Raw genomic sequence first — 20,654 nt, forward strand, 5'->3', positions numbered from 1 at the left:
GGGAGCTATGGTTGGAGCCAGTGGTCCAGCACGGCGACGGATTCCATATCCGCCAGCCGCCACAACTGTTGCAGCAATTCGCCGGCCCGTTCGGCGGGCAGCACCCGGGTCGCCAGGCTGAGAAACTTTTCTTGCAGCGCCTGATCGCCGAGCGGGTTGCCCGGCGCGCCCAACGGTACCCCGACGCACAGGCTGGCCTGGCGCCCGTCACGGGTACGCAGGGTGACCACGGGCTCACCATCCTCTGACAGTTGTGGATCCACTTCAAGGCGGATCCGTGCCATGGCGCTGGCGATCCGCGGTGTTTCGCGGCACGGGCGATCATAGGCATCCAGCCCGGCATGGCCATGCACCAGGCGTGCCGCGAGGGCGTAGGGCAGGCTCATCTGCGCGGCGGCCAGGGAGTCGATGGCGCGACTGCCGCACATGCCGTCGAGGAAGGCGCAGAGGGACACCTGAATGTCTTCCACCTGATCCGCCGTCACCTGCAGTTGTTCGAGCAACAGGCCCAGGGCATCGATGGCCGAGTGGGTGCCCCGGCAGGAGGCATAAGGCTTGATCGAGCAGCGTGCGAGCTTCCACACCTGGCCCAGGTTTTCGTCCAGGGCCTGGGGGATCGCATCGCTGCCGGCCAAGGTCTTGAGGAAGCCGCCCCAGACCTCCTCGAACAGCTGGCCCGGCCCGGTCACGCCTTGCCGGGCCAGCCGCGCGGCCAGCAGACCGCCTTCGGCCGCCCGGCCGCTGTGCAGTTTCTTGCTGTGCGAACCGTCGTGAATAAAGGCCCAGAGCCCGCCGCTGAAGCTGCCGGCCAGGCCCAGGGCCGAGCCCATCTGCCGGGCATCGAGGCCGAGCACCCGGCCGCAAGCGACGGCCGCGCCGAACACCCCGCAGGTGGCGGTGGAATGCCAGCCAGCGCCGTTGTGGGCGGAATAACCGCCGCAGGCTTCCAGCACCCGGCGCCCGACTTCGTAACCCATGACCACCGCGGTGAGCAGTTCGCGGCCGCTGAGTGTGGTGCCCCGCAGGCTGACGGCGGCCATCACCGCCGGCAGCACCACCGCCCCGGAATGGTCGCAGCCGCCGGTGTCGTCCAGCTCCAGGGCATGGGCGGCGATGCCGTTGAGCAAGGCCGCCTGGGTGGCGCTGGTGCTCAGGTCGGTGCCCCATACCCGACTGGGGCCAGCTTCGTCGCCGAGGGCCTGTCGCGCCGCCGCGGCGACTTCGCTGTGCGCCCCGGCCAGCGCGGCACCGAAGGTGTCGAGGATATGCCGGGTGGCCTGGGCCACCAGGGCCGGGGGCAGGTCTTCGAAACGGCTGTCGACGCAGAATTGCGCCAGGCGTTGCAAACGATCGGTCATGGCAGGTAGGCCCGATAGTGACGTTCATAAATCGCCGCGGGGTGATCCTCCGCCAGCGGTTGCGCGCGTTCCGCCCACCACTGGGCGATTTCGCCGGCGCGGGCGATCCACGCATCCTCGTGCCGCTGGATGCCCTGCAACAGCTCGCGCAGCAGGCCGATGCGCCCCGGGGTGGCGATGATCTCCGGGTGCAGGCGCAGCACGTAGAGCAGGCCGAAGCGGTGGAAGCCGGCGAAGTCCAGCTGCAGGTTGCCCAGGGTGTGGCTGTAGGAGGCGATCCGCGATTGCCCCGGCGGTACCGCCGGGCTGAGGTTGAAGGCGAAGTAGGGCTCGTCTTCCAGCTCGTAGTGCAGGGGCAGCTCTATCACTTGCGGCCGGGTCGGGTGGGGGAAGGGCAGGTCATCGCCGCGCCAGGACGACGACCAGCGAATGCCTTGCCCATGCAGCGCCTCGACAAACCCCGGGGCCCAGTTGCCGGCCGGAATGCGAAAGCCCCTGGGGCGCTGGCCGGTGAGGTCGGCCAGGGCCTGGCAACCGCGTTGCAGTTCCAGCTGCTGCTCGGCCAGGCTCAAGCGGTCGTAGTTGGCGTGGCGATAACCGGCGCAGGCGATTTCATGCCCGGCGGCCTGGATCGCCCGCACATGCCCGGGGTTTTCCTCGGCCACGATCCCCGGAACGAACCAGGTGGCCGGCACCCGCAGTTCGTCGAGCAGCGCCAGCAGGCGTTCGACGCCGCGCTGGCTGCCATAGCGCCAGACCGACAGGGTCTTGTCGCGCCCGGCCACTTCCGGGGCCTGGGTGAGGATGCCGTGGATGTCGTTGTAGTCGACGGTCACCGCCACGGCGCAGCGGTAGCCCTGGGGCCAGGCCTGGGGTTCAGCCATGGTGATGCTCCTTGAGCCACCAGCGGGCGACGTCGCGGCAGGTGGCGAACCACACGTCCTGGCGCTGGCGCATATGTTCGAACAGGCGCTCCAGCAGCAGGATGCGCCCGGGCTTGCCGGTGATCTTGGGGTGGAACAGGGTGGTCAGGCACAGCCCTTCGTCCATGGCGCCGTCGTACTCGCGGCGCCAGTTGTCCAGGGTCAGCTCGTAGCTGGCAGTGCGGTCCAGGCCCGCGGGGAAATCGGGGGCGCGGGTGTAGGCGATGGAGGCGTAGTCGTCCATCTCCCAGCGTCCGGGGATCTCCACCAGCGGCGTGGCATGGCCCGGCACCCGGACCAGGTACGGGCGGTCGTCGCCGCGCATGCTGCTGGAGTAAGTGACGCCGGCTTCCACCAGCATGGCCGGGGTTTCGGCCCGCCAGTCGCCGGACGGGGTACGGAAACCTTCGGCGCGGATATTCAGGTGCTTCCAGAACACCTCGCGGGATTTGGCCATGACCGCCTTCTGCTGCTCCAGCGGCAGGGCATAGAAGGACTCATGCCGGTAGCCGTGGTAGGCCACCTCGTGCCCGCGCTCGACGATTGCCTGGCATTGCCTGGGCCAGTTCTCCACCACCCAGGCGGGGACGAAGAAGGTGGTCGGGATCCGGAAGGCATCGAGCAGGTTGAGCAAGCGCGGCAGGGCCCGATAGGGGCCGTAGCCGCCGAAGCCGAAGTATTCCGGCTTGCGCCAGATCGAGCCGTCGAGCATGGCGTCGCCGGTCGGCCCGTCGAGGTCGAAGGCCAGGGCCAGGCACGCCTGGTGCCCGTCCGGCCAGGTGGGTTGGGGTGAGGAGGACATCGATAGCGCTCCAGTCATTGGGGCGGGCCGGTTTGCCCGTCATCGGGTGAGCGACAGCCACCTCCCGCGGACACGAATGGGCTCGCGCCCGCGGGGGGATTGCTCGGGTGGTTATTTACCGGCGTTGAGGGTCACGGTCTTGATCGCGCCCAGCTCCAGGTCCCATTTCTTCAGGATGGCCTGGTAGCTGCCGTCGTCGACCATGCTTTGCAGCGCGGTCTTCAGGGCTTCGGCCAGCTCGGGCTTCTTGTTGCTCACGCCCAGGCCGGTGAACTGCTCGGAGATCGGCAGGCCCAGGGTCTTGTAGGTGTCCTTCTCCTGAGTCTTGAGGTACGGCAGGGTCTCGCTGCCTTGCATGGCCGCGTCGATGCGGCTCTGGCGCAGTTGGGCGCGGGCGTCGGCCGAACCTTCGGCGCCGATCACCACCACCGCCGGCTTGCCATGGGCTTCGCAGTTGGCCTTGCTCCAGGTGGCGATTTCCGTCGGGAAGGTGGTGCGACGGCTGGTGCCGACCTTCTTCCCGCACAGGTCGGTGGGTTCGTTGATCGCGGTGTTTTTCTGCAGGGTGTAGAACTGCGGCCCGCTGGTGAAGTAGTCGACGAAGGTCACGCTCTTCTGCCGCTCAGCGGTGTCGGTCATGCCCGACAGCACCGCGTCCACGCGGTCGGTGGTCAGGGCGTTGATCATTTGCTCGAAGCCGGTTTCCTGCCAGGCGATCTTCACTCCCAGGCGCTCGGCCAGGGCGTTGCCCAGGTCGTAGTCGAGGCCGGTGAGCTGGTTGGTGGCCGGGTCCTTGAAGTCCATCGGCGGGTAGTTGGGCATGATCGCTACGACGATCTCGCCCTTGGCCTTGAGGCTGGCGGGCAGCTCGGCGGCGAAGGTCAAGCTGCTGGCCATCAGGCTTGCGAGTACTGCTGGAATGACGAAGTTCTTCATGGTCGTTCTCTTATGAGTGTTGTGAGGTCCGCTCCGGGTTTGCGAGCTCGGGCCTAGGTTCGAACGGCAGAAATGAAGCTTTGGGTGCGCGGGTTTTGTGGGCTTATTAGTATTTCTTCGGGGCTTCCAGCCTCCACGATCTGGCCGCCGTCCATGAACACCATGCGGTTGGAAACCTCCCGGGCGAAGCCCAGTTCATGGGTGACGACGATCATGGTCATGCCGGTCTGCGCCAGGTCGCGCATCACCGACAGCACCTCACCGACCAGTTCCGGGTCGAGTGCCGAAGTGGGTTCATCGAACAGCATCAGCTTGGGCCGCATGGCCAGGGCGCGGGCGATCGCCACCCGCTGCTGCTGGCCGCCGGACAGCTCGATCGGGTAGCTGTTGCGCTTGTCGGCAAGGCCTACCCGGGCCAGCAGCTCCAGGGCTTCCTCGTGGGATTCCTTGGGCGAGCGCTTGAGCACCTGGCACGGGCCTTCGACGATGTTTTGCAGCACGGTCATGTGCGGGAACAGGTTGAAGCGCTGGAACACCATGCCGGTGGCCAGGCGCTGGCGGGCGATCTGCGATTCGTTGAGCTCGTGCAGCTTGTTGCCGACGATGCGGTAGCCCACCAGCTCGCCGTCGACCCACAGGCCGCCCTTGTCGATCTTCTCCAGCTGGTTGACGCAGCGCAGCAGGGTGCTCTTGCCCGAGCCGGACGGGCCGATGATGCACAGCACTTCGCCTTGCTCGACCTCGATGTTGACGTCCTTGAGGGCGTGGTAGTTGTCGTAGTACTTGTTCAGGCCCACAGCCTTGACGATGTTTCTCATGATCGGATTCTCCAGGGCTGCTTACGAGCGCTTGCCGGCGCCACGGGCGAAACGGCGTTCCAGGCGGCTTTGGCCGAAGGACAGGACGGTGACGGCGGCCAGGTACCAGATGCCGGCGACGATCAACAGCTCCATCACCCGGGCGTTGGCGTAGTAGATGTTCTGGGCGTTGTAGAGCAGTTCCGAGTACTGGATCACGCTGGCCAGGGAGGTCATCTTGACCATGCCGATGAACTCGTTGCCCACCGGCGGGATGATGATGCGCATGGCCTGGGGCAGGATGATCCGGCGCAGGGCCTGCAGGCGCGGCATGCCGATCGACTTGGCGGCCTCGTACTGGCCGGTGTCCACCGACAGCAGGCCGGCGCGCACCACTTCGGCGGTGTAGGCGCCCTGGTTGATGCTCAGGCCGAGCAGGGCGGCCACGAACGGTGTCATCAGGCTCACGGTGTCCAGCTCGAACACCCCGGGAATGCCGATGGTGGGGAAGATCAGCGCCAGGTTGAACCACAGCAGCAGTTGCAGGATCAGCGGCGTACCGCGGAACAGCCAGGTGTAGGTCACGGCCACGTAGCGCAGGATCGGGTTGGCCGACATGCGCATGATCGCGGTGATGACCCCGAACACGATGCCCAGGGCCATGGCCAGGATCGCCATGACCAGGGTGTTGAGCAGGCCGAACAGGATCGCCCGGGACGTGAGGAACTGGCCGATGTACGACCATTCGATCTTGCCTTCGGCGAAGGCCCGGACCAGGCCGACAAGGGCGATGACGATCACCGTGGCGAAGAAGATCCGTCCGTAGTAGCGCCGCGGCACATGTTCGTACTGGGTGATGTCGAACTGGTTTTCGGCTTGTTTGCGCTCGGCGAGGAGGCGCTCTGCCTGGGTCTGGCTCATGGTGTTTCTCCCAACGCAGGCGGATGGCGCCTGCGGTCTGTCGGTCATCATCCCGGCGGAGCGAGCGGGCGGCATCGACGCCGGCTCGCTCCCGCGGGACTGCGTTCAAGGTTTCAGAGACGGAAACCGTCGTACTGCGCGGCCCATTGCCGCTGCGCCGCCAGGGCGGTTTTCAGCCGGGCGATCTGCGCGCGCACCTGCTCCGGCGCGGTGCCGCCCCAGCCGCTGCGGGCGGCGATGGCGGCTTCCAGGGTCAGGCTGTCGCGCACCTCTGGGGTCAGGCGCGCATCGATCTCGGCCAGCAGGGCCGGGGACGCTTCCCAGAGTTCGAGGTCGTGTTTTTCGCAGGCCTGGACCAGCGCGCCGGTGATTTCGTGGGCTTCCTTGAATGGCACCCCGCGCACCGCCAGCCAGTCGGCGACTTCGGTGGCCAGGGTGAAACCCAGTGGCGCCTGGCGCCGCAGTTCCTCGACGTTGACGGTCATGGTCGCGACCATCCCGGCCATGGCCGGCAGTACCAGCAGCAGGGTGTCGACGCTGTCGAGCACGCCGTTCTTGTCTTCGCTCAGGTCGCGGTTGTAGGACAGCGGCAGCGACTTGAGGGTCGACAGCAGCCCGGTGAGGTTGCCGATCAGCCGGCCGGCCTTGCCCCGCGCCAGCTCGGCGATATCGGGGTTTTTCTTCTGCGGCATGATCGAGCTGCCGGTGGCGTAGGCGTCGTCCAGGGCCACCCAGCGGAACTGCCGCGACGACCACAGGCAGAACTCTTCGGCCAGGCGCGAGATGTTGATCCCGAGCATGCTGGCGACGAACAGGAACTCGGCCACGTGGTCACGGCTGGCCACCGCGTCGATGGAGTTCTCACAGACGCCGGCGTAACCCATTTCCCTCGCCGACTGCTGCGGCTGGCGGGCGATGGCCGAGCCGGCCATGGCCGCCGCGCCCAAGGGCGACAGGGCGGTGCGGGCATCCCAGTCCACCAGCCGCTGCACGTCGCGCAGCATCGACTGGGCATGGGCCAGCAGGTGATGGGCGAAGACGATCGGTTGGGCCTGCTGCAGGTGGGTGAAGCCCGGGCAGATGCTGTCCACATGCTGTTCGGCCTGTTCCACCAGCGCCTGTTGCAGGTCCAGCACCTGCACCGCCAGGGTGCGGACATGGTCGCGCAGGAACAGGCGCAGGTCGTTGGCGGTCTGGTCGTTGCGCGAGCGACCGGCGCGCAGCTTGCCGCCGAGGGCGCCGAGACGCTCGGTGAGCAGGCGCTCGATGAAGGTGTGCACGTCTTCGTCGTCCAGGGTCGGGCTCACCCGGCCGGCGCGGAAGTCTTCGCCAATGCGTTCCAGGGCCTCGAGCATGGTGCGGGTTTCCTGCTCGTCCAGCAGGCCGGCGCGTTGCAGTTCCCGGGCATGGGCCTTGGAGCCGGCGAGGTCGTAAGGGGTCAGGCGGAAGTAGCGCTCGGGGCAACGCGACAGGGCGGCCAGGGCCTCGGACGGGCCGCTTTTGAAACGGGCGCCCCAGAGGCGATCGGTAGGCTGGTTCATTGTTTTTTCCTCGTCGATAACGCGAATTGAATTCGGTACAGCCGACCGGAAGGACACTCCGACAACCCGCGAAAGGGCATCGGAAAGTCTTCGGGTCAGGCAGGTTTCAAGAGGGCAGTAGCAAGTGGCGAGAACTGATCGAAGTGTCAGTTTTTAATTGCATTGAATCAGCGAGTTGCAGCGGGTCCAGGGAATACTTTGATGGTTGCCAAGCCTTGTTTTCTGTGTTCATTATTATTTGTCGGCTGTGTTTTTGTTGTGCAGCAAAGCCTGTTGAATATGCCGCCCGAGGTCAATAAGCATTATGGAAACCCCACTTTCCAATTCTGGAAACCCACCGATTAAAACCGCCCACAGAGCACCGCTGGCACTCAGCGGACTGGACTTCAAACTGCTCAAGGTGTTCAAGGCGGTGGTCGAGGCGGGCGGCTTCAGCGCTGCGCAAAACGAGCTGAACGTGGGCCTTGCGGCCATCAGCAAGCAGATCTCCGACCTCGAGATCCGCATCGGCATGCGCCTGTGCACCCGGGGCCGGGAGGGCTTTTGCCTGACCGAGGAAGGCAGCCTGGTGTACCAGGCCTCGATTGATCTGTTTGCCTCGGTGGATAACTTTCGTGATCGACTTAGTTGCGCGCAGAATGAAATAATCGGCGATCTTGGAGTGGGGGTTATTGATAACACGATTACCGATGTTAATTCTCCGTTAGTTGCTGCCTTGCGGCGCATCAATATTGAATCTCCGAAAGTAAGGTTCAGGCTGTATGCTTCACAGCTGGATGAAGTTGAACGGGGGGTGGTGGAAGGACGCTTAGTTGCCGGAATAGTGCCGGTTTATCAAAAGCGTGAAGAGTTCGACTACTTCAAGTTATATGACGAAGAGTCCGCGGCTTATTGCGCCGAAGGGCATCCGTTGTTCAGCGTGGCCGATAGCGCAATCGACGCCGAGACGCTCAAGCAGCATGAGTTCATCAACCACCGCTACGCGATCCATCAGGAGAAGAGCCACTTCGCCGCGTACGACAGCTTTTCGGCGGCGGCCTCCCAGGTGGAGGCCGTGGCCATACTGATCAAGACCGGGCGTTTCCTCGGGTTTCTGCCCCGGCACTATGCCGCGGCGCTGGTGGAGCGCGGTGAAATGCGCGCGCTGCTTCCAGACCTGGTGCACTACAGCACGCCTTTCAGCCTGATCCTGCGGCACAACACGGTACGCAGCCCTTTGGTGAAGGCTTTCGCCCAGGCGCTGGGAGTGGATCTCAAGAGTAATGGCTGACACTACCCAAGTTCTCGGAGCGGGCTTGTCGGGGATTAAGGGGCTGTTGCTGAAGTCGCTGTGGAAAGTACAGCGGTCGATCAGGCGAGGCGCCTGAAACGGGTGGCCGATATATCCTGCGTAATGGCATTTTCAACCCAGGACTACTGTCTTTTAGATTCCCGCGCGGTTATCCGCATGAAGTAACCGGTGAGTACAAGACATGCCATTGGCGGTCCCGCCCGCAAGCCACTTTAAATAACGCGGAGTGGCAGCCTTAGATGCCTGGAAACACCCCCGAACACCCCTCTATAGGAACGAAGCGTGCCCGCGATAAAGCCGGCACATTCAACATCGATATGGCCAGCCAGACCGCCACCGCGAGCAAGCTTCGCTCCTACGATGGGCTTGGTTTCGCAGGCAATGTCAGGCGCATGGCGCAGCGCCGGGCCGCTGGCAGGCCGTGGCGAACTTCCTCGGCGAGCACCTGTTGCAGGCGCGGCCCCAGTTGGTCGGCGTCCAGGGTGACGAAACCACAGCGCTGGTAGAAGGGTTCATTCCACGGCAATTGGCGAAAGGTGCTCAGGGTCAGGGCGGCGAAACCCTGCTGGCGCGCCTGTTCGCGCACCGTCTCCAGCAGGTGGCGGCCAATGCCGCGTCCCTGGGCGCTGCTGGCGACCGAGATTTCCCAGATATGTAGCGCATCGGCGCAGGCTTCGGCGTCGAGGAAGGCGCACACCTCTCGATCGAGCACGGCGACCCACACCCGCTGCTGGCGGATATGAGCCAGGTGATGCATAGCATCGGGCACCTCGGCGTCGGCCAGCCAGGCCAGTTCGGGGGCGCGGCGAAACAGCGCGGCGGCGCTGCGTTCGATGGCGGGGAGCAGAAGGGCATCGGCCTCGGTGGCCAGGCGGATTTGCAGGGTCATGGGGCGCGAGTGTAAGGAGCCAGGGCGCGGTGGGGCAACCGTTCAGGGTTGGGGGGTGGCCGGCAGGTGCAGCATGACGAAGTCGTTCTTGTCGAAGCGCCCGCTGAGCACCGGTACCAGTCGCGCCAGGGGCGTGGCCTTGAGCGTCGCCAGGTCACTTTGATCCATGATCACCCAGGCTGGGCCGGGGATGGCGGCAAGGGCCTCGGGGCGTTCGGTGAACAGTGGCTGCAGGTCCTGGTCGAGGTGGACCATGAACTTGATGGCCTTGGCGTCCTTGCCCATATGGTGCAGCACCACCGGGGCCGGGTCCTGCTCGATCAGCGTCCAGGCGGCCAGGGTGAAGGTGCGGGTGTCGTAGAGCTGGCGGGCCAGCGGCTCGAACCCAAGGATATAGGCACTCCAGACGGCCAGCACGGCGCCCAGGGCCAGGCCACCAATCCGCCAGCGCGGCATGCGCAACAGGCCCAGCGCCGCCAGTTGAAAAACGCCGAGCAACACCAGCAGAGGGGGCAAGCCGGCCAAGGGTTCGGCAAAGCGCCGCTGCGCCACCAGCAACGCCGCTATCAGCAATCCGGGTGTCAACAGCCACAGGCCCTGGATACCCCGACGCAGCCAGGCCAGGCCGCGACCCTGGATATCGTGGAAGGGATAAGCCGCGACGATCGCCAGCATGGGCAACATCGGTAGCAGGTAGCGGGCTTTTTTCGCCTGGGGAATCGACAGGCCGATCAACACCAGCAGGGCCGCGGCGCTGCACAGCACCAGCAGCCTGCGCGCGCGGTCCTGCTGTTCGCGGGGGCCGAGCCACACTGCCAGCCAGGTCAGGATCGCCAGCGGGTAGGCCAGGGCATAGTTGCCCAGGGAGCTGCTGAAGTAATAGAACGGGCCGCTGCTGCCTTCGCTGCCATCCATGCGCCCGGTGAACTGCATGCGGATCACCTCCTGCACAAAGGCCGGGCCGCCGCTCAGTCGGGCCAGCCCCAGCAACAGCGCCACGCACGCCAGCAGCAGGAGCAGGGCGCAGCCACCGAAGATGAACATCCGCCGCCACTGGCCTTCGAGCAGGTAATAGCTGCACAGCATGCCGCAGGGAATCACCAGGCCGATCGGCCCACGAATGGCGAACCCCGCGACCAGCAACGCGAGGATCAGCCACAGGCGTCGCGGCGCGGCGAAATGATCGTGGGCATACCCCAGGTAGAACACCGCCAGGGCGATGGCCGCGAGCATCAGGTCGAGGGAGACGGCGCGGGTTTCGCTGATGAAGGTGCTGCTGAGCAACAGCAGGGCGATGCTGGTCAAGGCCCAGGTTTTTGAACTGGGCGCCAGCAGGCGGTACATGAGGTTGACGATCAGCGCCCCGGCGATGGCCGTGGGCAGCCAGGCCGCGAGGGTCGTGACCCGGCCCGAGGCCAGGGCGAACAGGTCGATCAGCAGGGTCGAGGCGCTGGAGTAGTCAGCGTAGGGTTGGCCGTAGGTGGTGGGAAAGAAGCCCGGTCCATGGCGCAGCATTTCCTTGGCGAACAGCACGAAGCGCGAATCGAAGCCGATCACCGTCACTTGCCCGGCGCCGGCGCAGAACAGCAGCAGGGCCAGCAGCCCCAGCCCCCAGGCTTGCCAATGCAGGGTGCTGGAAGGCGTGCTGCCGACCCTGGGCATTCAGGCCTTGGCCCTGGCGTCGGCCCATTGCCGGTGAGGAATCGGCAGCTGGCGCGACTCGCCGCGACCGATCGGGAAGTAGGTGAAGCCGCCACGGGCCAGGCGCTCGGCGTCGTACAGGTTGCGCCCGTCGAAGATCACCGGGGCCTTGAGGCGCTGTTGCAGCAGCTGGAAGTCCGGCGCCTTGAACTGCTGCCACTCGGTGCAGATGATCAGCGCGTCGGCGTCGTTGAGCACCGATTCCGGGGTGCCCATCAGCATCAGCTTCGGCTCGTCGGGGTACAGGCGCTGGGTTTCCTGCATGGCTTCCGGGTCGAAGGCGCGCACATTGGCGCCGGCGGCCCACAGCGACTCCAGCAGCACCCGGCTGGGGGCATCGCGCATGTCGTCGGTGTTGGGTTTGAAGGCCAGGCCCCAGAGGGCGAAGGTCTTGCCTTTCAGGTCGCCCTGGTAGAAGGCGTTGATGCGCTCGAACAGCTTGTGTTTCTGCCGTTCGTTGATGGCTTCCACCGCTTGCAAAAGGTCGCTGGAGCAATGGGCCTGCTCGGCGCTGTGGATCAACGCGCGCATGTCCTTGGGGAAGCACGAGCCGCCATAACCGCAGCCCGGATAGATGAAGTGGTAGCCGATGCGCGAGTCGGCGCCGATCCCCAGGCGCACCGATTCGATGTCGGCCCCCAGGTGTTCGGCCAGCTCGGCGATCTGGTTGATGAAGCTGATCTTGGTCGCCAGCATGCAGTTGGCGGCGTACTTGGTCAGCTCGGCGCTGCGCAGGTCCATGAACATGATGCGGTCATGGTTGCGGTTGAACGGTGAGTACAGGTCGCGCATCACGTCGCGGACTTCTTCGCGCTCGCAGCCGACGATGATCCGGTCCGGACGGCGGCAGTCGGAAACCGCCGAGCCTTCCTTGAGGAATTCCGGGTTGGAGACGATATCGAACTGCAGGGCGCGCCCGTCCAGGGCCTTTTCGATATGGGCTTTCAAGGTGTCGCCAGTGCCCACCGGCACCGTGGATTTCTCCACCAGGATCACCGGCTGCTCACGGTGCCGGGCCACGGCGTCGCCCACCGACAGCACATAACGCAGGTCGGCCGAGCCGTCCTCGCTGGACGGCGTGCCGACCGCGATAAACAGCACCTGGCCATGTTGCACCGCGAGCTTTTCGTCGCTGGTGAAGCTCAGGCGTTTGCTTTCCAGGTTGTCGCGCACCAGGCTCGACAGCCCGGGCTCGAAGATACTGACGTGCCCCTGTTGCAGCTGCTGGACCTTGTGCTCGTCAATGTCCATGCAGATGACATCGTGGCCGACTTCGGCCAGCACGGCGGCCTGTACGAGGCCGACGTAACCACTTCCAAATACGCTGATTTTCATGGGGTATTCCTGGGACTTGTCGCGGGAGCAGGTCGTGAGTTGATGGTAATGACGCCGAGGATGACCAGGGCCACCCCCAGGGTTTTCGAGAGACTGAACGGCTCGTTGAACAGCGGCAGCGCGGCGGCCAGCAAGTAGACCAGGGCGTAGCTGATGCTCAGCAGGGAATAGGCCCGGCCCAGCGGCAGGTCGCGCAGCGCCGCCAGCCAGCAGAGCATCGACAGGACATAGGCGAGGATTGCCGCCAGCACCACGCCCAGCGCCAGCAGGTCGACCTGGCCACTGGACAGCGCCGCCAGCCAGTCCGCCGGCGCCGGCAGGCGGGTCACGCTCCAGCGCATGCCCAACTGCGCGGCGCTGACCAGCAGCACGCTTCCCATGGCGAAGGTGAAACCCAGAGCCCGGCTCATGCGTGGCGACTCAACAGCAGTACGCCAGCGAGCACCAGCGCCACGCCCAGCCAGTGGCGGCGGTCGATGGCTTCATGGAAGACGAAGCGGGCGATCAGGGTGATCAGCACGAAGTTCAGGCTGAGCATCGGGTAGGCAATGCCGACCTCGACCCGTTGCAGCACCAGCAGCCACACCAGCAAGCCCAGGCCGAGGCTGACCAGGGCCAGCCACAGCCAGGGCGAGCGCAGTTTGTCGAGCGCGCCCGAAGGCTGGCCGCGCCAGCTTTCCACGGCGAACTTCTGGGCGATCTGGCCCAGGCAGGTCAGCAGGCAGGCGACGAGCAGCAGCAACAGGCTCATGGTTGGCTCTGAGGGAAGATCAGGATCACGAGATTGCCCTGGTCATAACGTTTGAAATCCTGCGGCAACAGATCGATTTCGTAGTGTTCGTCGCCATTGATACGCATCACCACGGCCACCTGGCCCAGCTTGCGGGCCGCAGGCATCCATTCGCCGACCTTGCGCAGGTCGATGTAACGATGCTGGGTGTCAGGATAGGCCAGGCCATATTTCACTTCGCCTGTCGTGTTGTACAAGGCGATATCCGGGCGCTTGAGGCGCCAGGCCAGGGCCGAGGCGGCGCCCAGGTCGTTGCTCACCAGGGTGTGGCTCCGGGCGAGTTCCTCGGCGTGATCGATGATGAATTGATCCGGCATCTTGTTGTAGACCACCGAGTTCGGCAGGCCGGCGGGCAGCAGGGCGATGAACAGCCAGCTGCCGAGCGCCGGCGCGGCCCACAGGCGCAGCGGGCGGAAGGCCGGCAGCAGGTTGCTCATGTTCCAGCCAAGCAGGGCCAGGAACACCAGCACCAGATGTCCGGGCTCGTTGCTGTACAGCGGCTTCTTCAGCTGGAAATACACCAGCGCCAACAGCAGCAACAGGCCCAGCACCAGGTTGAGCACCGCGTTGAGGCGGATGATCCGGGTCTGCCCGGCGTGCAGCCGGTCGCTCAGGCTATTGCCCATCAGCAGCGCCAGCGGCAGCAGGCACGGCAGGATATAGGCCGGCAGCTTGCCCTTGCTCAGGCTGAAGAACGCCAGCGGCAGGATCAGCCACAGCAGCAGGAAACCGATGCTCGCTTGGCGCCGGGTCTGCCAGGCCTGCTTCAAGGCGCCCGGCAGCACCAGGACCCAGGGCATGCTGAACGCCACCAGCAGCGGCAGGTAGTACCACCATGGCGAAGCGTGCTGGGCGTCTTCCCCGGCAAAACGACGGATGTGTTCATGCCAGAAAAAGAAGCGCCAGTAGTCCGCTTCCTGGGCATGCACCGCCAGGGCCCACGGCAGGCTGACGACAATCGCCACCAGCACCGCTACGCCGCCGTAGATGAACAGCTCGCGCAAGCGTTTCTGCCAGAGCATGTAGGGCAGGGCGATCAGCACCGGCAGCAGCCAGGCGAGGAAACCCTTGGTCATGAAGCCCATGCCACAGGCGAAGCCCAGGCCGGCCCAGGCCAGCAGGCGGCCGCGCAGCGTCTGGTTGTCCAGGGCGAACCACAGGGCCACCAGGCTCAGGTTGACCCAGAAGGTGAACTGCGGGTCGAGGTTGGCATAACCACCGGCGCCGACCACCACGCAGAAGCTCATGTACAGCAGGGCGCAGACCAGGCTCTTGCGCGGGTCGTTCCACAGCCGCCTGGCCAGCAGGTAGGTGAGCAGCACGCTGAGGCCCATGCTCAGGGCCGAAGCCACGCGCACGCCGAACAGGTTCTGGCCGAACACCGCCTGGCCGAGGGCGATCATCCAGTAGCCGGCGGCCGGCTTCTCGAAATAACGGATGCCCATGAAATGCGGCGATGCCCAGTGGCCGGTCAGGAGCATTTCCTGGCTGATCTGCGCATAGCGGGTTTCATCGGGAATCCACAAACCGTGGGTGGCCATTGGCAGCAGGTAGAACAGGCCGAAGGCAAGCAGTAGAAGAGGCAGGGCCCAGCGTCTGGTCATGCGCCTTGCACCCCCAGCCAGCCTTCGCGACCTTCGAGGGCGCCACGAATGACTTGCCCCTGGGGCAGGCTCTGCAAGGACGTGGGCAATAGGTTGCCCAGGGTATTGAAATGAATGTCGCGCTGGCGGGCTTGCGCCAGTAGCTGACGAAAATCGTTGGCCATCAGAATCCCTTCGACTTCGGCGTGAATGGTGTAGACGTTGAGCCTCTCAGGGCTGAACCGGTCCAGGATGAATGTGTTGAAGTCGTGGGCCACGACGGTCGGCCCGACCACTTCGTCGAAGGTCGGCAGGTCGACCGGAATCTGCGGGGCGCCCAGGCCGCCATCCGCCAGCCGTGGCTGGAAGATCGAGGTGCCGCGGCAGTCGCTGTTGTAGCGAAAGCCGAAGCCCTGCTTGGCTGCGATCACCGCCTCGTCGGCGCGCCAGCCGGCGGCCGCCGAACAGTCGATGCGCTGGCCGAGAATGTCATTGAGGGTGTCGACGCCCTGGCGGATCTGCTCGATCAGCTGCGCCTGGTTCCAGCGCCCGGCATTGGCCTGCCAGCCGTGGTGATCCCAGGCGTGCAGGCCGACTTCATGACCGGCGTCCCGGGCCTGACGCATCAGGTGTCCGAGGTCGCGGCCAATCGGTTTGCCCGGCCAGGCGGTGCCCGCCAGCAGGATGTCCCAGCCATACAGGCCGGCGGCGTTGGAGCGCAGCATCTTCCACAGAAATTGCGGACGGATCAGGCGCCACAGGTGGCGCCCCATGTTGTCCGGGCCGACGCTGAAGAAGAAGGTGGCCTTGATCCCGGCCTCGTCGAGCAGTTCCAGCAACCGCGGCACCCCCTCACGGGTGCCGCGATAGGTGTCGACATCGATTCGCAGACCTGCCTGCATCAGCATGCTTCTTCTTTAGAGGACTCCGCGATTTCGAGCATGGCTTCGCGCAGGAAGAAGTCCAGCGTGTTGCCGATGGTTTGCTTCATCTCGACGGTCGGTTCCCAGCTCAACAGGCGCTTGGCGTTGGCGATGCTTGGTTTGCGGTGTTCCACGTCCTGGTAGCCGGCGCCGTAGAACGACTTGCTCTCGACGTCGCGGAAACCGGCGAACGGCGGGAAGTTGCCACGCAGCGGGTGGGCTTCGAACTGACGCAGCAGCTCCTCGCCCAACTGGCGGATGCTGGCTTCGTTGTCCGGGTTGCCGATGTTGATGATCTGGCCGTTGCACACATCGTTTTCGTTGTCGACGATGCGCGCCAGGGCCTCGATGCCGTCGGCAATGTCGGTGAAGCAGCGCTTCTGCTCGCCGCCATCGAACAGGCGGATCGGCGTGCCTTCCACCAGATTGAGGATCAGCTGGGTGATGGCCCGGGAGCTGCCGATGCGCGCCGAGTCCAGGCGGTCCAGGCGCGGGCCCATCCAGTTGAACGGACGGAACAGGGTGAAGTTCAGGCCCTTGCTGCCGTAGGCCCAGATCACCCGGTCCAGCAACTGCTTGGACACCGAGTAGATCCAGCGCTGCTTGTTGATCGGGCCGACGATCAGGTTGGAGGTGTCTTCGTCGAAGTTCTGGTCCTGGCACATGCCGTAGACCTCGGAGGTCGACGGGAAGATCACGCGCTTGTTGTACTTGACGCAGTAGCGGACCAGCTTGAGGTTCTCTTCGAAGTCCAGTTCGAACACGCGCAGCGGGTTGCGGGTGTATTCGATCGGGGTGGCGATGGCCACCAGCGGCAGGACCACGTCGCACTTCTTGATGTGGTACTCGATCCATTCGGAGTGAATGCTGATGTCGCCTTCGACGAAGTGGAAGTGCGGATGGCTGCGCAGGCGCTCGATGGCGTCGGAGCCGATATCCAGGCCGTAGACTTCGTACTTGTCGTCACGCAGCAGGCGCTCGGACAGGTGGTTGCCGATAAAACCGTTGACGCCGAGGATCAGCACCCGGGTGCGTCGCGGCGCACGGCCGGATTCGGCGCCGCGCAGCAGCGAGCCATCCACCAGGCCCAGCTCGTTGGCCAGTTGCGGGCCGCTCAGATACAGACCGTTGTCGTTGCGCTGGCCGGCGTTGATCAGCAGCGAGTCCTGGCCACAGGCGATGCGCAGCGGGTCGATGCTGATCACCCGGCCCGGGGCCTGGCCTTCGTTGCCCTTGACCACTTCGGCGCTCCAGACGATCAGCTTGTGCTCGCCCACGGCGCAGAACGCGCCCGGGTAAGGCTTGGTCACGGCGCGCACCAGGTTGAACAGTTGCTCGGCCGGTTTGCTCCACAGCAGCTTGCCGTCGGCCGCGGTGCGGCGACCGAAGTAGCTGGCCCTGGATTCGTCCTGGGCGGTTTCGCTGACCTTGCCTTGCGCCAGGGCGGGCAGGGTGTCGCGCAGCAGGCTGGCGGCGGCGTCGCGCAGCTTGCCGTGCAGGCTCAGCGCGGTATCGCTGCGCTCGATGGCCACCCGCTGCTGGGCAATGATCGCCCCGGCGTCGGCGCGCTTGACCATGCGGTGCAGGGTCACGCCGGTTTCGCTTTCGCCGTTGACCAGCACCCAGTTGGCCGGCGCGCGGCCACGGTAGCTCGGCAGCAGCGAACCGTGCAGGTTGAACGCGCCTTTGCTGGCGGTGGCCAGCAGCGCTTCGCTGAGCAGGTTGCGATAGTAGAAGGAGAAGATGTAGTCAGGCTTCAGCTTGGCGATGCGCTCGATCCACAGCGGGTGGTTGGCGTCTTCCGGGGCATGCACCGGGATGCCCTTGAGCGAGCACAACTGGGCCACGGAGCCGTAGAAGGTGTTTTCCTGCGGATCGTCGGCATGGGTGAAGACCGCGCCGATTTCATAGCCTGCATTGAGCAGGGCTTCGATGCCTGCGCAGCCGATATCGTGATAGGCGAAGACAACAGCTTTATGACTCATGGCGAAACCTGATCGGAGAGAGTGGAAGTTAGACCGTCGACCGTGACAGCGGGAGCAGGGGCGGCAGGCTGGCTGCGCAGAACTTTTTCAATGAAGAAGCGCGGGCGGGCGCGCACATCGCTGTACATGCGGCCCAGGTATTCGCCCAGCAGGCCCATGCCGATGAACTGGCCACCGGTGAACACGAACAGGATGGCGAACAGCACGAACATACCGTCGCCGGCCCATTCGGCGCCGAACACCAGGCGCAGGAAAATCAGCAGCAGGGCGAACAGCACGCCGAGGCCGGCCATGCTGAAACCGATAATGCTCAGCAAGCGCAGCGGCGTGGTGGTCATGCAGGTGATCAGGTCGAACATCAGGTTGATCAGGCGCATCGGGCTGTACTTGGAATCGCCGTGTTCACGCTCGGCGTGGTTCACCAGCACCTCGGTGGTGTGGCGGGCGAAGCTGTTGGCCAGGATCGGGATGAAGGTGCTGCGTTCGCGGCAGGCGAGCATGGCGTCGACCACGCTGCGGCGGTAGGCGCGCAGCATGCAGCCGTAGTCGTTCATGGCCACGCCGGTGGAGCGTTGCACGGCCAGGTTGATCAGCTTCGACGGCCAGCGGCGCCAGGCGGAATCCTGGCGGTTGTTGCGCACCGTGCCGACCACGTCGTAGCCCAGCTCGGCCTGGGCCACCAGGCGCGGGATTTCTTCCGGCGGGTTCTGCAGGTCGGCGTCCAGGGTGATGACCACGTCGCCGCGGCACTGCTCGAAGCCGGCCATGATCGCCGCATGCTGGCCGTAGTTGCGGTTGAGGATCACCGCCACCACCGGGCTGCCTTCGCGGCTGGCGGCGTCCTCGAGGATCTGCGCCGATTCGTCGCGGCTGCCGTCGTCGACCAGGACGATCTCGAAATCGTGCTTGAGCTGGCGGCAGGCCGCTTCAGTGCGGCGCAGCAGTTCGGGCAGGCTCTGTTCTTCGTTGTAGACCGGAATGACGATCGACACGAACTGGATTGGATAAGGTTTCAAAGGTTTCGGTCCAGACAGGTTTTGATGGCGCCGACGACCCGCTCGACATCGTCGAGGGTCATGTCGGGGAACAGCGGAATCGAGCACAGGCGTGCCGAGTTCCATTCGGTGTTGGGTAAGTGCACATCCGGGAAGCGCTGGCGGTAATAGCTGTGCAGGTGAGTGGCGACGAAGTGGATGCCGCTGCCGATGTTCTGCTCCTGCAAGGCCTTCATGAAGCCGTCGCGATCGATGCCGCAACGCTCGGCGTCGATGCGCAGGATGAACAGGTGCCAGGCATGTTGCTGCGGATACGTCGGCAGGTGCAGCGGTTGCACCGGCAGGTCGCGCAGTTGCTCAAGGTAGGCGTTGGCCAGGACTTCGCGCCGGCGATTGATCGCGTCCAGGCGCTGCAACTGCACCAGGGCGATGGCGGCATTGATATCCGCCAGGTTGTATTTGAAGCCGGGCTCGATCACCTCGGCCTGGGGCTTGCGTCCGTGGGTCAGGCGGTCATAGGCGTCGACACCCAGGCCATGGAACTTGAGCATGCGCACCCGGTTGGCCAGGGCTTCGTCATCGCTGACGAACATCGCGCCTTCGGCGCAGGTCATGTTCTTGATCGCATGGAAGGAAAAGATCGCCGTGCCCCGGGCGCCGACGGGCCGGCCGCGATAGGTGGTGCCGGCGGCGTGGGCGGCGTCCTCGATCACCGCGATCCCGTGTTTTTCGGCCAGTGCGTACAGCGGGTCGAGGTCGAAGGCGGCACCGGCGTAATGCACCGGGATGATCGCTTTGGTCCGTGGGGTGATCGCGGCTTCAACTGTGGCGGTGTCGGTCATCAGGGTGTGCGGGTCGACATCGACGAAGACCGGCGTCGCCCCCAGCAGGCAGATCATGTTGGCGGTGGAAACCCAGGTCTGCGAGGGGGTGATCACCTCGTCGCCGGGGCCGATGCCCAGCGCCAGCAGGGTGATGTGCATGCCGCCGGTGGCCGACGACAGCGCCACCGCGTGCTGGCAGCCGACCCGCGCGGCGAATTGCTGCTCGAGCTCCTGGTTTTTCGGTCCGGTGGTGATCCAGCCGGAACGTAGAACCTGCTCGACCGCGGCGACCTCTTCATCGCCAATACTCGGGCGCGAGAAAGGAAGGAAAACCTGGTTCATTGAGACCTCGGGGAAAAAGGATTTCAGCAATCGAAAGAAGAAAAAGCGCCTGTGCTACAGCGGGGGGCATTCAAAAAAGGCGTTTTTGGTTCGGTCATTGAAGCGCGTCCATAAGTGAGGTCGGTGTGGTCATCCATGCCTGATTGCAGTAAAGACCATGCAAGGTAAAAGTAAAGCCATATCAATGTGTTAGCTTTTGTTTCGATTAGATGACCGGGCTGACTCCCAGCGCCCCTGAATGGATTCAGGTTAAGCGGAAAAATGTGAAACGAACATGAAAAAAAGGCCAACGGCGCGTTTATCTTTCACCTAGACAGCCGGTGTTCAGACTTCGCCACGCGTTGACCGGGAAAACCCCGGTTACAGCAATACCAACGGTGTTTTTTTGCGCTGATGACACGGGTGAAAGTCGCTTGGCCGAGAGACGTTTTTTGCCTTTGCAGGCGCCACTGTTTTCAAACACCACCTGAACTAAGGAGCATCCGTTTGCCCACCAGCGATCCGTGGACGCTCTATCTGGCTGCCTTGACACCTTCGGGGCGCTCGACCATGGCGACCGATACGACCTGTGATAAAGCCATAGCGTTCCCGTCATATACTCCGTCGGGCTTGTAGCGGCGCCCGATCGTTTGCCTGAAGTCAAAAAACAGGGGGAAAAACCGGCGCTATCGCTGTCCGAATCGGCAGAAGCAGGGCACGGACAACGACACTGCTCTAC

At 64.6% G+C, this 20,654-nt stretch carries 18 protein-coding genes; 1 reads left to right on the plus strand and 17 read right to left on the minus strand.

Annotated features, from left to right (window positions below; translation table 11 throughout):
- Positions 1–5 precede the first annotated feature (5 nt).
- The 7 genes from J4D28_RS23170 to argH form a co-directional block, all read right to left on the minus strand.
- Positions 6–1,358 (minus strand): MmgE/PrpD family protein, encoded by a 1,353-nt coding sequence (locus tag J4D28_RS23170; RefSeq protein ID WP_103331235.1) that lies wholly within the window; start codon positions 1,356–1,358, stop codon positions 6–8.
- Entirely contained in the window at positions 1,355–2,242 is an 888-nt protein-coding gene (locus J4D28_RS23175) for a polysaccharide deacetylase (RefSeq protein WP_009048963.1), read from the minus strand. The genes J4D28_RS23170 and J4D28_RS23175 overlap by 4 nt, the downstream gene beginning before the upstream one ends.
- On the minus strand, positions 2,235–3,083 hold the full coding sequence (locus J4D28_RS23180) for a polysaccharide deacetylase (RefSeq protein WP_103331236.1): 849 nt from the start codon (positions 3,081–3,083) through the stop codon (positions 2,235–2,237). Before J4D28_RS23180 ends, J4D28_RS23175 begins: the two co-directional genes overlap by 8 nt.
- Positions 3,084–3,194: 111 nt before the next feature.
- Positions 3,195–4,019: an ABC transporter substrate-binding protein gene (locus tag J4D28_RS23185; RefSeq protein WP_016702916.1), complete on the minus strand. Its 825-nt coding sequence runs from the start codon at positions 4,017–4,019 to the stop codon at positions 3,195–3,197.
- 53 nt (positions 4,020–4,072) lie between these two features.
- Positions 4,073–4,837, minus strand: a complete 765-nt coding sequence (locus J4D28_RS23190; protein ID WP_009043823.1) for an amino acid ABC transporter ATP-binding protein — start codon at positions 4,835–4,837, stop codon at positions 4,073–4,075.
- 21 nt (positions 4,838–4,858) lie between these two features.
- A complete protein-coding gene (locus tag J4D28_RS23195) occupies positions 4,859–5,737 on the minus strand; it encodes an amino acid ABC transporter permease (RefSeq protein WP_009048966.1) in 879 nt (292 codons plus the stop codon).
- A 113-nt stretch (positions 5,738–5,850) separates the two neighbouring features.
- Complete coding sequence (argH, locus tag J4D28_RS23200) at positions 5,851–7,278, minus strand: argininosuccinate lyase (protein ID WP_053269034.1); 1,428 nt, start codon at positions 7,276–7,278, stop codon at positions 5,851–5,853.
- A 304-nt stretch (positions 7,279–7,582) separates the two neighbouring features.
- On the opposite strand from argH, the gene J4D28_RS23205 reads away from it, so the two are divergent.
- The gene (locus J4D28_RS23205; RefSeq protein WP_009048968.1) at positions 7,583–8,548 is read left to right on the plus strand and encodes a LysR family transcriptional regulator; all 966 of its coding nucleotides are present in this window, start codon (positions 7,583–7,585) and stop codon (positions 8,546–8,548) included.
- Positions 8,549–8,924: 376 nt separating this feature from the next.
- Here the strand turns inward: J4D28_RS23205 and J4D28_RS23210 are convergent, their stop codons facing one another.
- From J4D28_RS23210 to arnB, 10 genes are read right to left on the minus strand one after another with little or no spacing between them, the layout of a single operon-like run.
- On the minus strand, positions 8,925–9,458 hold the full coding sequence (locus J4D28_RS23210; protein WP_028683929.1) for a GNAT family N-acetyltransferase: 534 nt from the start codon (positions 9,456–9,458) through the stop codon (positions 8,925–8,927).
- Between the two features lie 42 nt (positions 9,459–9,500).
- Positions 9,501–11,120: a glycosyltransferase family 39 protein gene (locus J4D28_RS23215; RefSeq protein ID WP_103331237.1), complete on the minus strand. Its 1,620-nt coding sequence runs from the start codon at positions 11,118–11,120 to the stop codon at positions 9,501–9,503.
- Positions 11,121–12,494 carry a UDP-glucose/GDP-mannose dehydrogenase family protein gene (locus J4D28_RS23220; RefSeq protein ID WP_028683931.1) on the minus strand — a complete coding sequence of 458 codons (1,374 nt, stop codon included), beginning with the start codon at positions 12,492–12,494 and terminating at the stop codon, positions 11,121–11,123. It lies immediately after the preceding gene.
- Positions 12,491–12,904, minus strand: coding sequence for a 4-amino-4-deoxy-L-arabinose-phosphoundecaprenol flippase subunit ArnF (arnF, locus tag J4D28_RS23225; RefSeq protein ID WP_028683932.1), 414 nt, complete (start codon positions 12,902–12,904; stop codon positions 12,491–12,493). The genes J4D28_RS23220 and arnF overlap by 4 nt, the downstream gene beginning before the upstream one ends.
- Positions 12,901–13,245 (minus strand): 4-amino-4-deoxy-L-arabinose-phosphoundecaprenol flippase subunit ArnE, encoded by a 345-nt coding sequence (arnE, locus tag J4D28_RS23230; RefSeq protein WP_028683933.1) that lies wholly within the window; start codon positions 13,243–13,245, stop codon positions 12,901–12,903. Before arnE ends, arnF begins: the two co-directional genes overlap by 4 nt.
- Positions 13,242–14,888, minus strand: coding sequence for a lipid IV(A) 4-amino-4-deoxy-L-arabinosyltransferase (gene arnT / locus J4D28_RS23235; protein WP_028683934.1), 1,647 nt, complete (start codon positions 14,886–14,888; stop codon positions 13,242–13,244). Before arnT ends, arnE begins: the two co-directional genes overlap by 4 nt.
- Positions 14,885–15,769, minus strand: coding sequence for a 4-deoxy-4-formamido-L-arabinose-phosphoundecaprenol deformylase (gene arnD, locus J4D28_RS23240; protein ID WP_009048975.1), 885 nt, complete (start codon positions 15,767–15,769; stop codon positions 14,885–14,887). Before arnD ends, arnT begins: the two co-directional genes overlap by 4 nt.
- A complete protein-coding gene (arnA, locus tag J4D28_RS23245) occupies positions 15,769–17,775 on the minus strand; it encodes a bifunctional UDP-4-amino-4-deoxy-L-arabinose formyltransferase/UDP-glucuronic acid oxidase ArnA (protein ID WP_028683935.1) in 2,007 nt (668 codons plus the stop codon). The genes arnD and arnA overlap by 1 nt, the downstream gene beginning before the upstream one ends.
- Positions 17,772–18,791 carry an undecaprenyl-phosphate 4-deoxy-4-formamido-L-arabinose transferase gene (gene arnC / locus J4D28_RS23250; protein ID WP_009048977.1) on the minus strand — a complete coding sequence of 340 codons (1,020 nt, stop codon included), beginning with the start codon at positions 18,789–18,791 and terminating at the stop codon, positions 17,772–17,774. Before arnC ends, arnA begins: the two co-directional genes overlap by 4 nt.
- Positions 18,788–19,936: a UDP-4-amino-4-deoxy-L-arabinose aminotransferase gene (arnB, locus tag J4D28_RS23255; protein ID WP_028683936.1), complete on the minus strand. Its 1,149-nt coding sequence runs from the start codon at positions 19,934–19,936 to the stop codon at positions 18,788–18,790. Before arnB ends, arnC begins: the two co-directional genes overlap by 4 nt.
- Positions 19,937–20,654: the final 718 nt, after the last annotated feature.

It is taken from the genome of Pseudomonas sp. GW531-T4 (assembly GCF_017349615.1).
Taxonomy (GTDB): Bacteria; Pseudomonadota; Gammaproteobacteria; order Pseudomonadales; family Pseudomonadaceae; genus Aquipseudomonas; species Aquipseudomonas chlororaphis_I.

Coding starts and splice junctions, on each gene's coding strand:
- arnT (WP_028683934.1), bottom strand. CDS start 14,888: ATGACCAGACGCTGGGCCCTGCCTCTTCTACTGCTTGCCTTCGGCCTG.
- J4D28_RS23185 (WP_016702916.1), bottom strand. CDS start 4,019: ATGAAGAACTTCGTCATTCCAGCAGTACTCGCAAGCCTGATGGCCAGC.
- J4D28_RS23215 (WP_103331237.1), bottom strand. CDS start 11,120: ATGCCCAGGGTCGGCAGCACGCCTTCCAGCACCCTGCATTGGCAAGCC.
- arnD (WP_009048975.1), bottom strand. CDS start 15,769: ATGCAGGCAGGTCTGCGAATCGATGTCGACACCTATCGCGGCACCCGT.
- argH (WP_053269034.1), bottom strand. CDS start 7,278: ATGAACCAGCCTACCGATCGCCTCTGGGGCGCCCGTTTCAAAAGCGGC.
- J4D28_RS23180 (WP_103331236.1), bottom strand. CDS start 3,083: ATGTCCTCCTCACCCCAACCCACCTGGCCGGACGGGCACCAGGCGTGC.
- J4D28_RS23205 (WP_009048968.1), top strand. CDS start 7,583: ATGGAAACCCCACTTTCCAATTCTGGAAACCCACCGATTAAAACCGCC.
- J4D28_RS23175 (WP_009048963.1), bottom strand. CDS start 2,242: ATGGCTGAACCCCAGGCCTGGCCCCAGGGCTACCGCTGCGCCGTGGCG.
- J4D28_RS23210 (WP_028683929.1), bottom strand. CDS start 9,458: ATGACCCTGCAAATCCGCCTGGCCACCGAGGCCGATGCCCTTCTGCTC.
- arnF (WP_028683932.1), bottom strand. CDS start 12,904: ATGAGCCGGGCTCTGGGTTTCACCTTCGCCATGGGAAGCGTGCTGCTG.
- arnE (WP_028683933.1), bottom strand. CDS start 13,245: ATGAGCCTGTTGCTGCTGCTCGTCGCCTGCCTGCTGACCTGCCTGGGC.
- J4D28_RS23190 (WP_009043823.1), bottom strand. CDS start 4,837: ATGAGAAACATCGTCAAGGCTGTGGGCCTGAACAAGTACTACGACAAC.
- arnA (WP_028683935.1), bottom strand. CDS start 17,775: ATGAGTCATAAAGCTGTTGTCTTCGCCTATCACGATATCGGCTGCGCA.
- J4D28_RS23220 (WP_028683931.1), bottom strand. CDS start 12,494: ATGAAAATCAGCGTATTTGGAAGTGGTTACGTCGGCCTCGTACAGGCC.
- J4D28_RS23170 (WP_103331235.1), bottom strand. CDS start 1,358: ATGACCGATCGTTTGCAACGCCTGGCGCAATTCTGCGTCGACAGCCGT.
- arnB (WP_028683936.1), bottom strand. CDS start 19,936: ATGAACCAGGTTTTCCTTCCTTTCTCGCGCCCGAGTATTGGCGATGAA.
- J4D28_RS23195 (WP_009048966.1), bottom strand. CDS start 5,737: ATGAGCCAGACCCAGGCAGAGCGCCTCCTCGCCGAGCGCAAACAAGCC.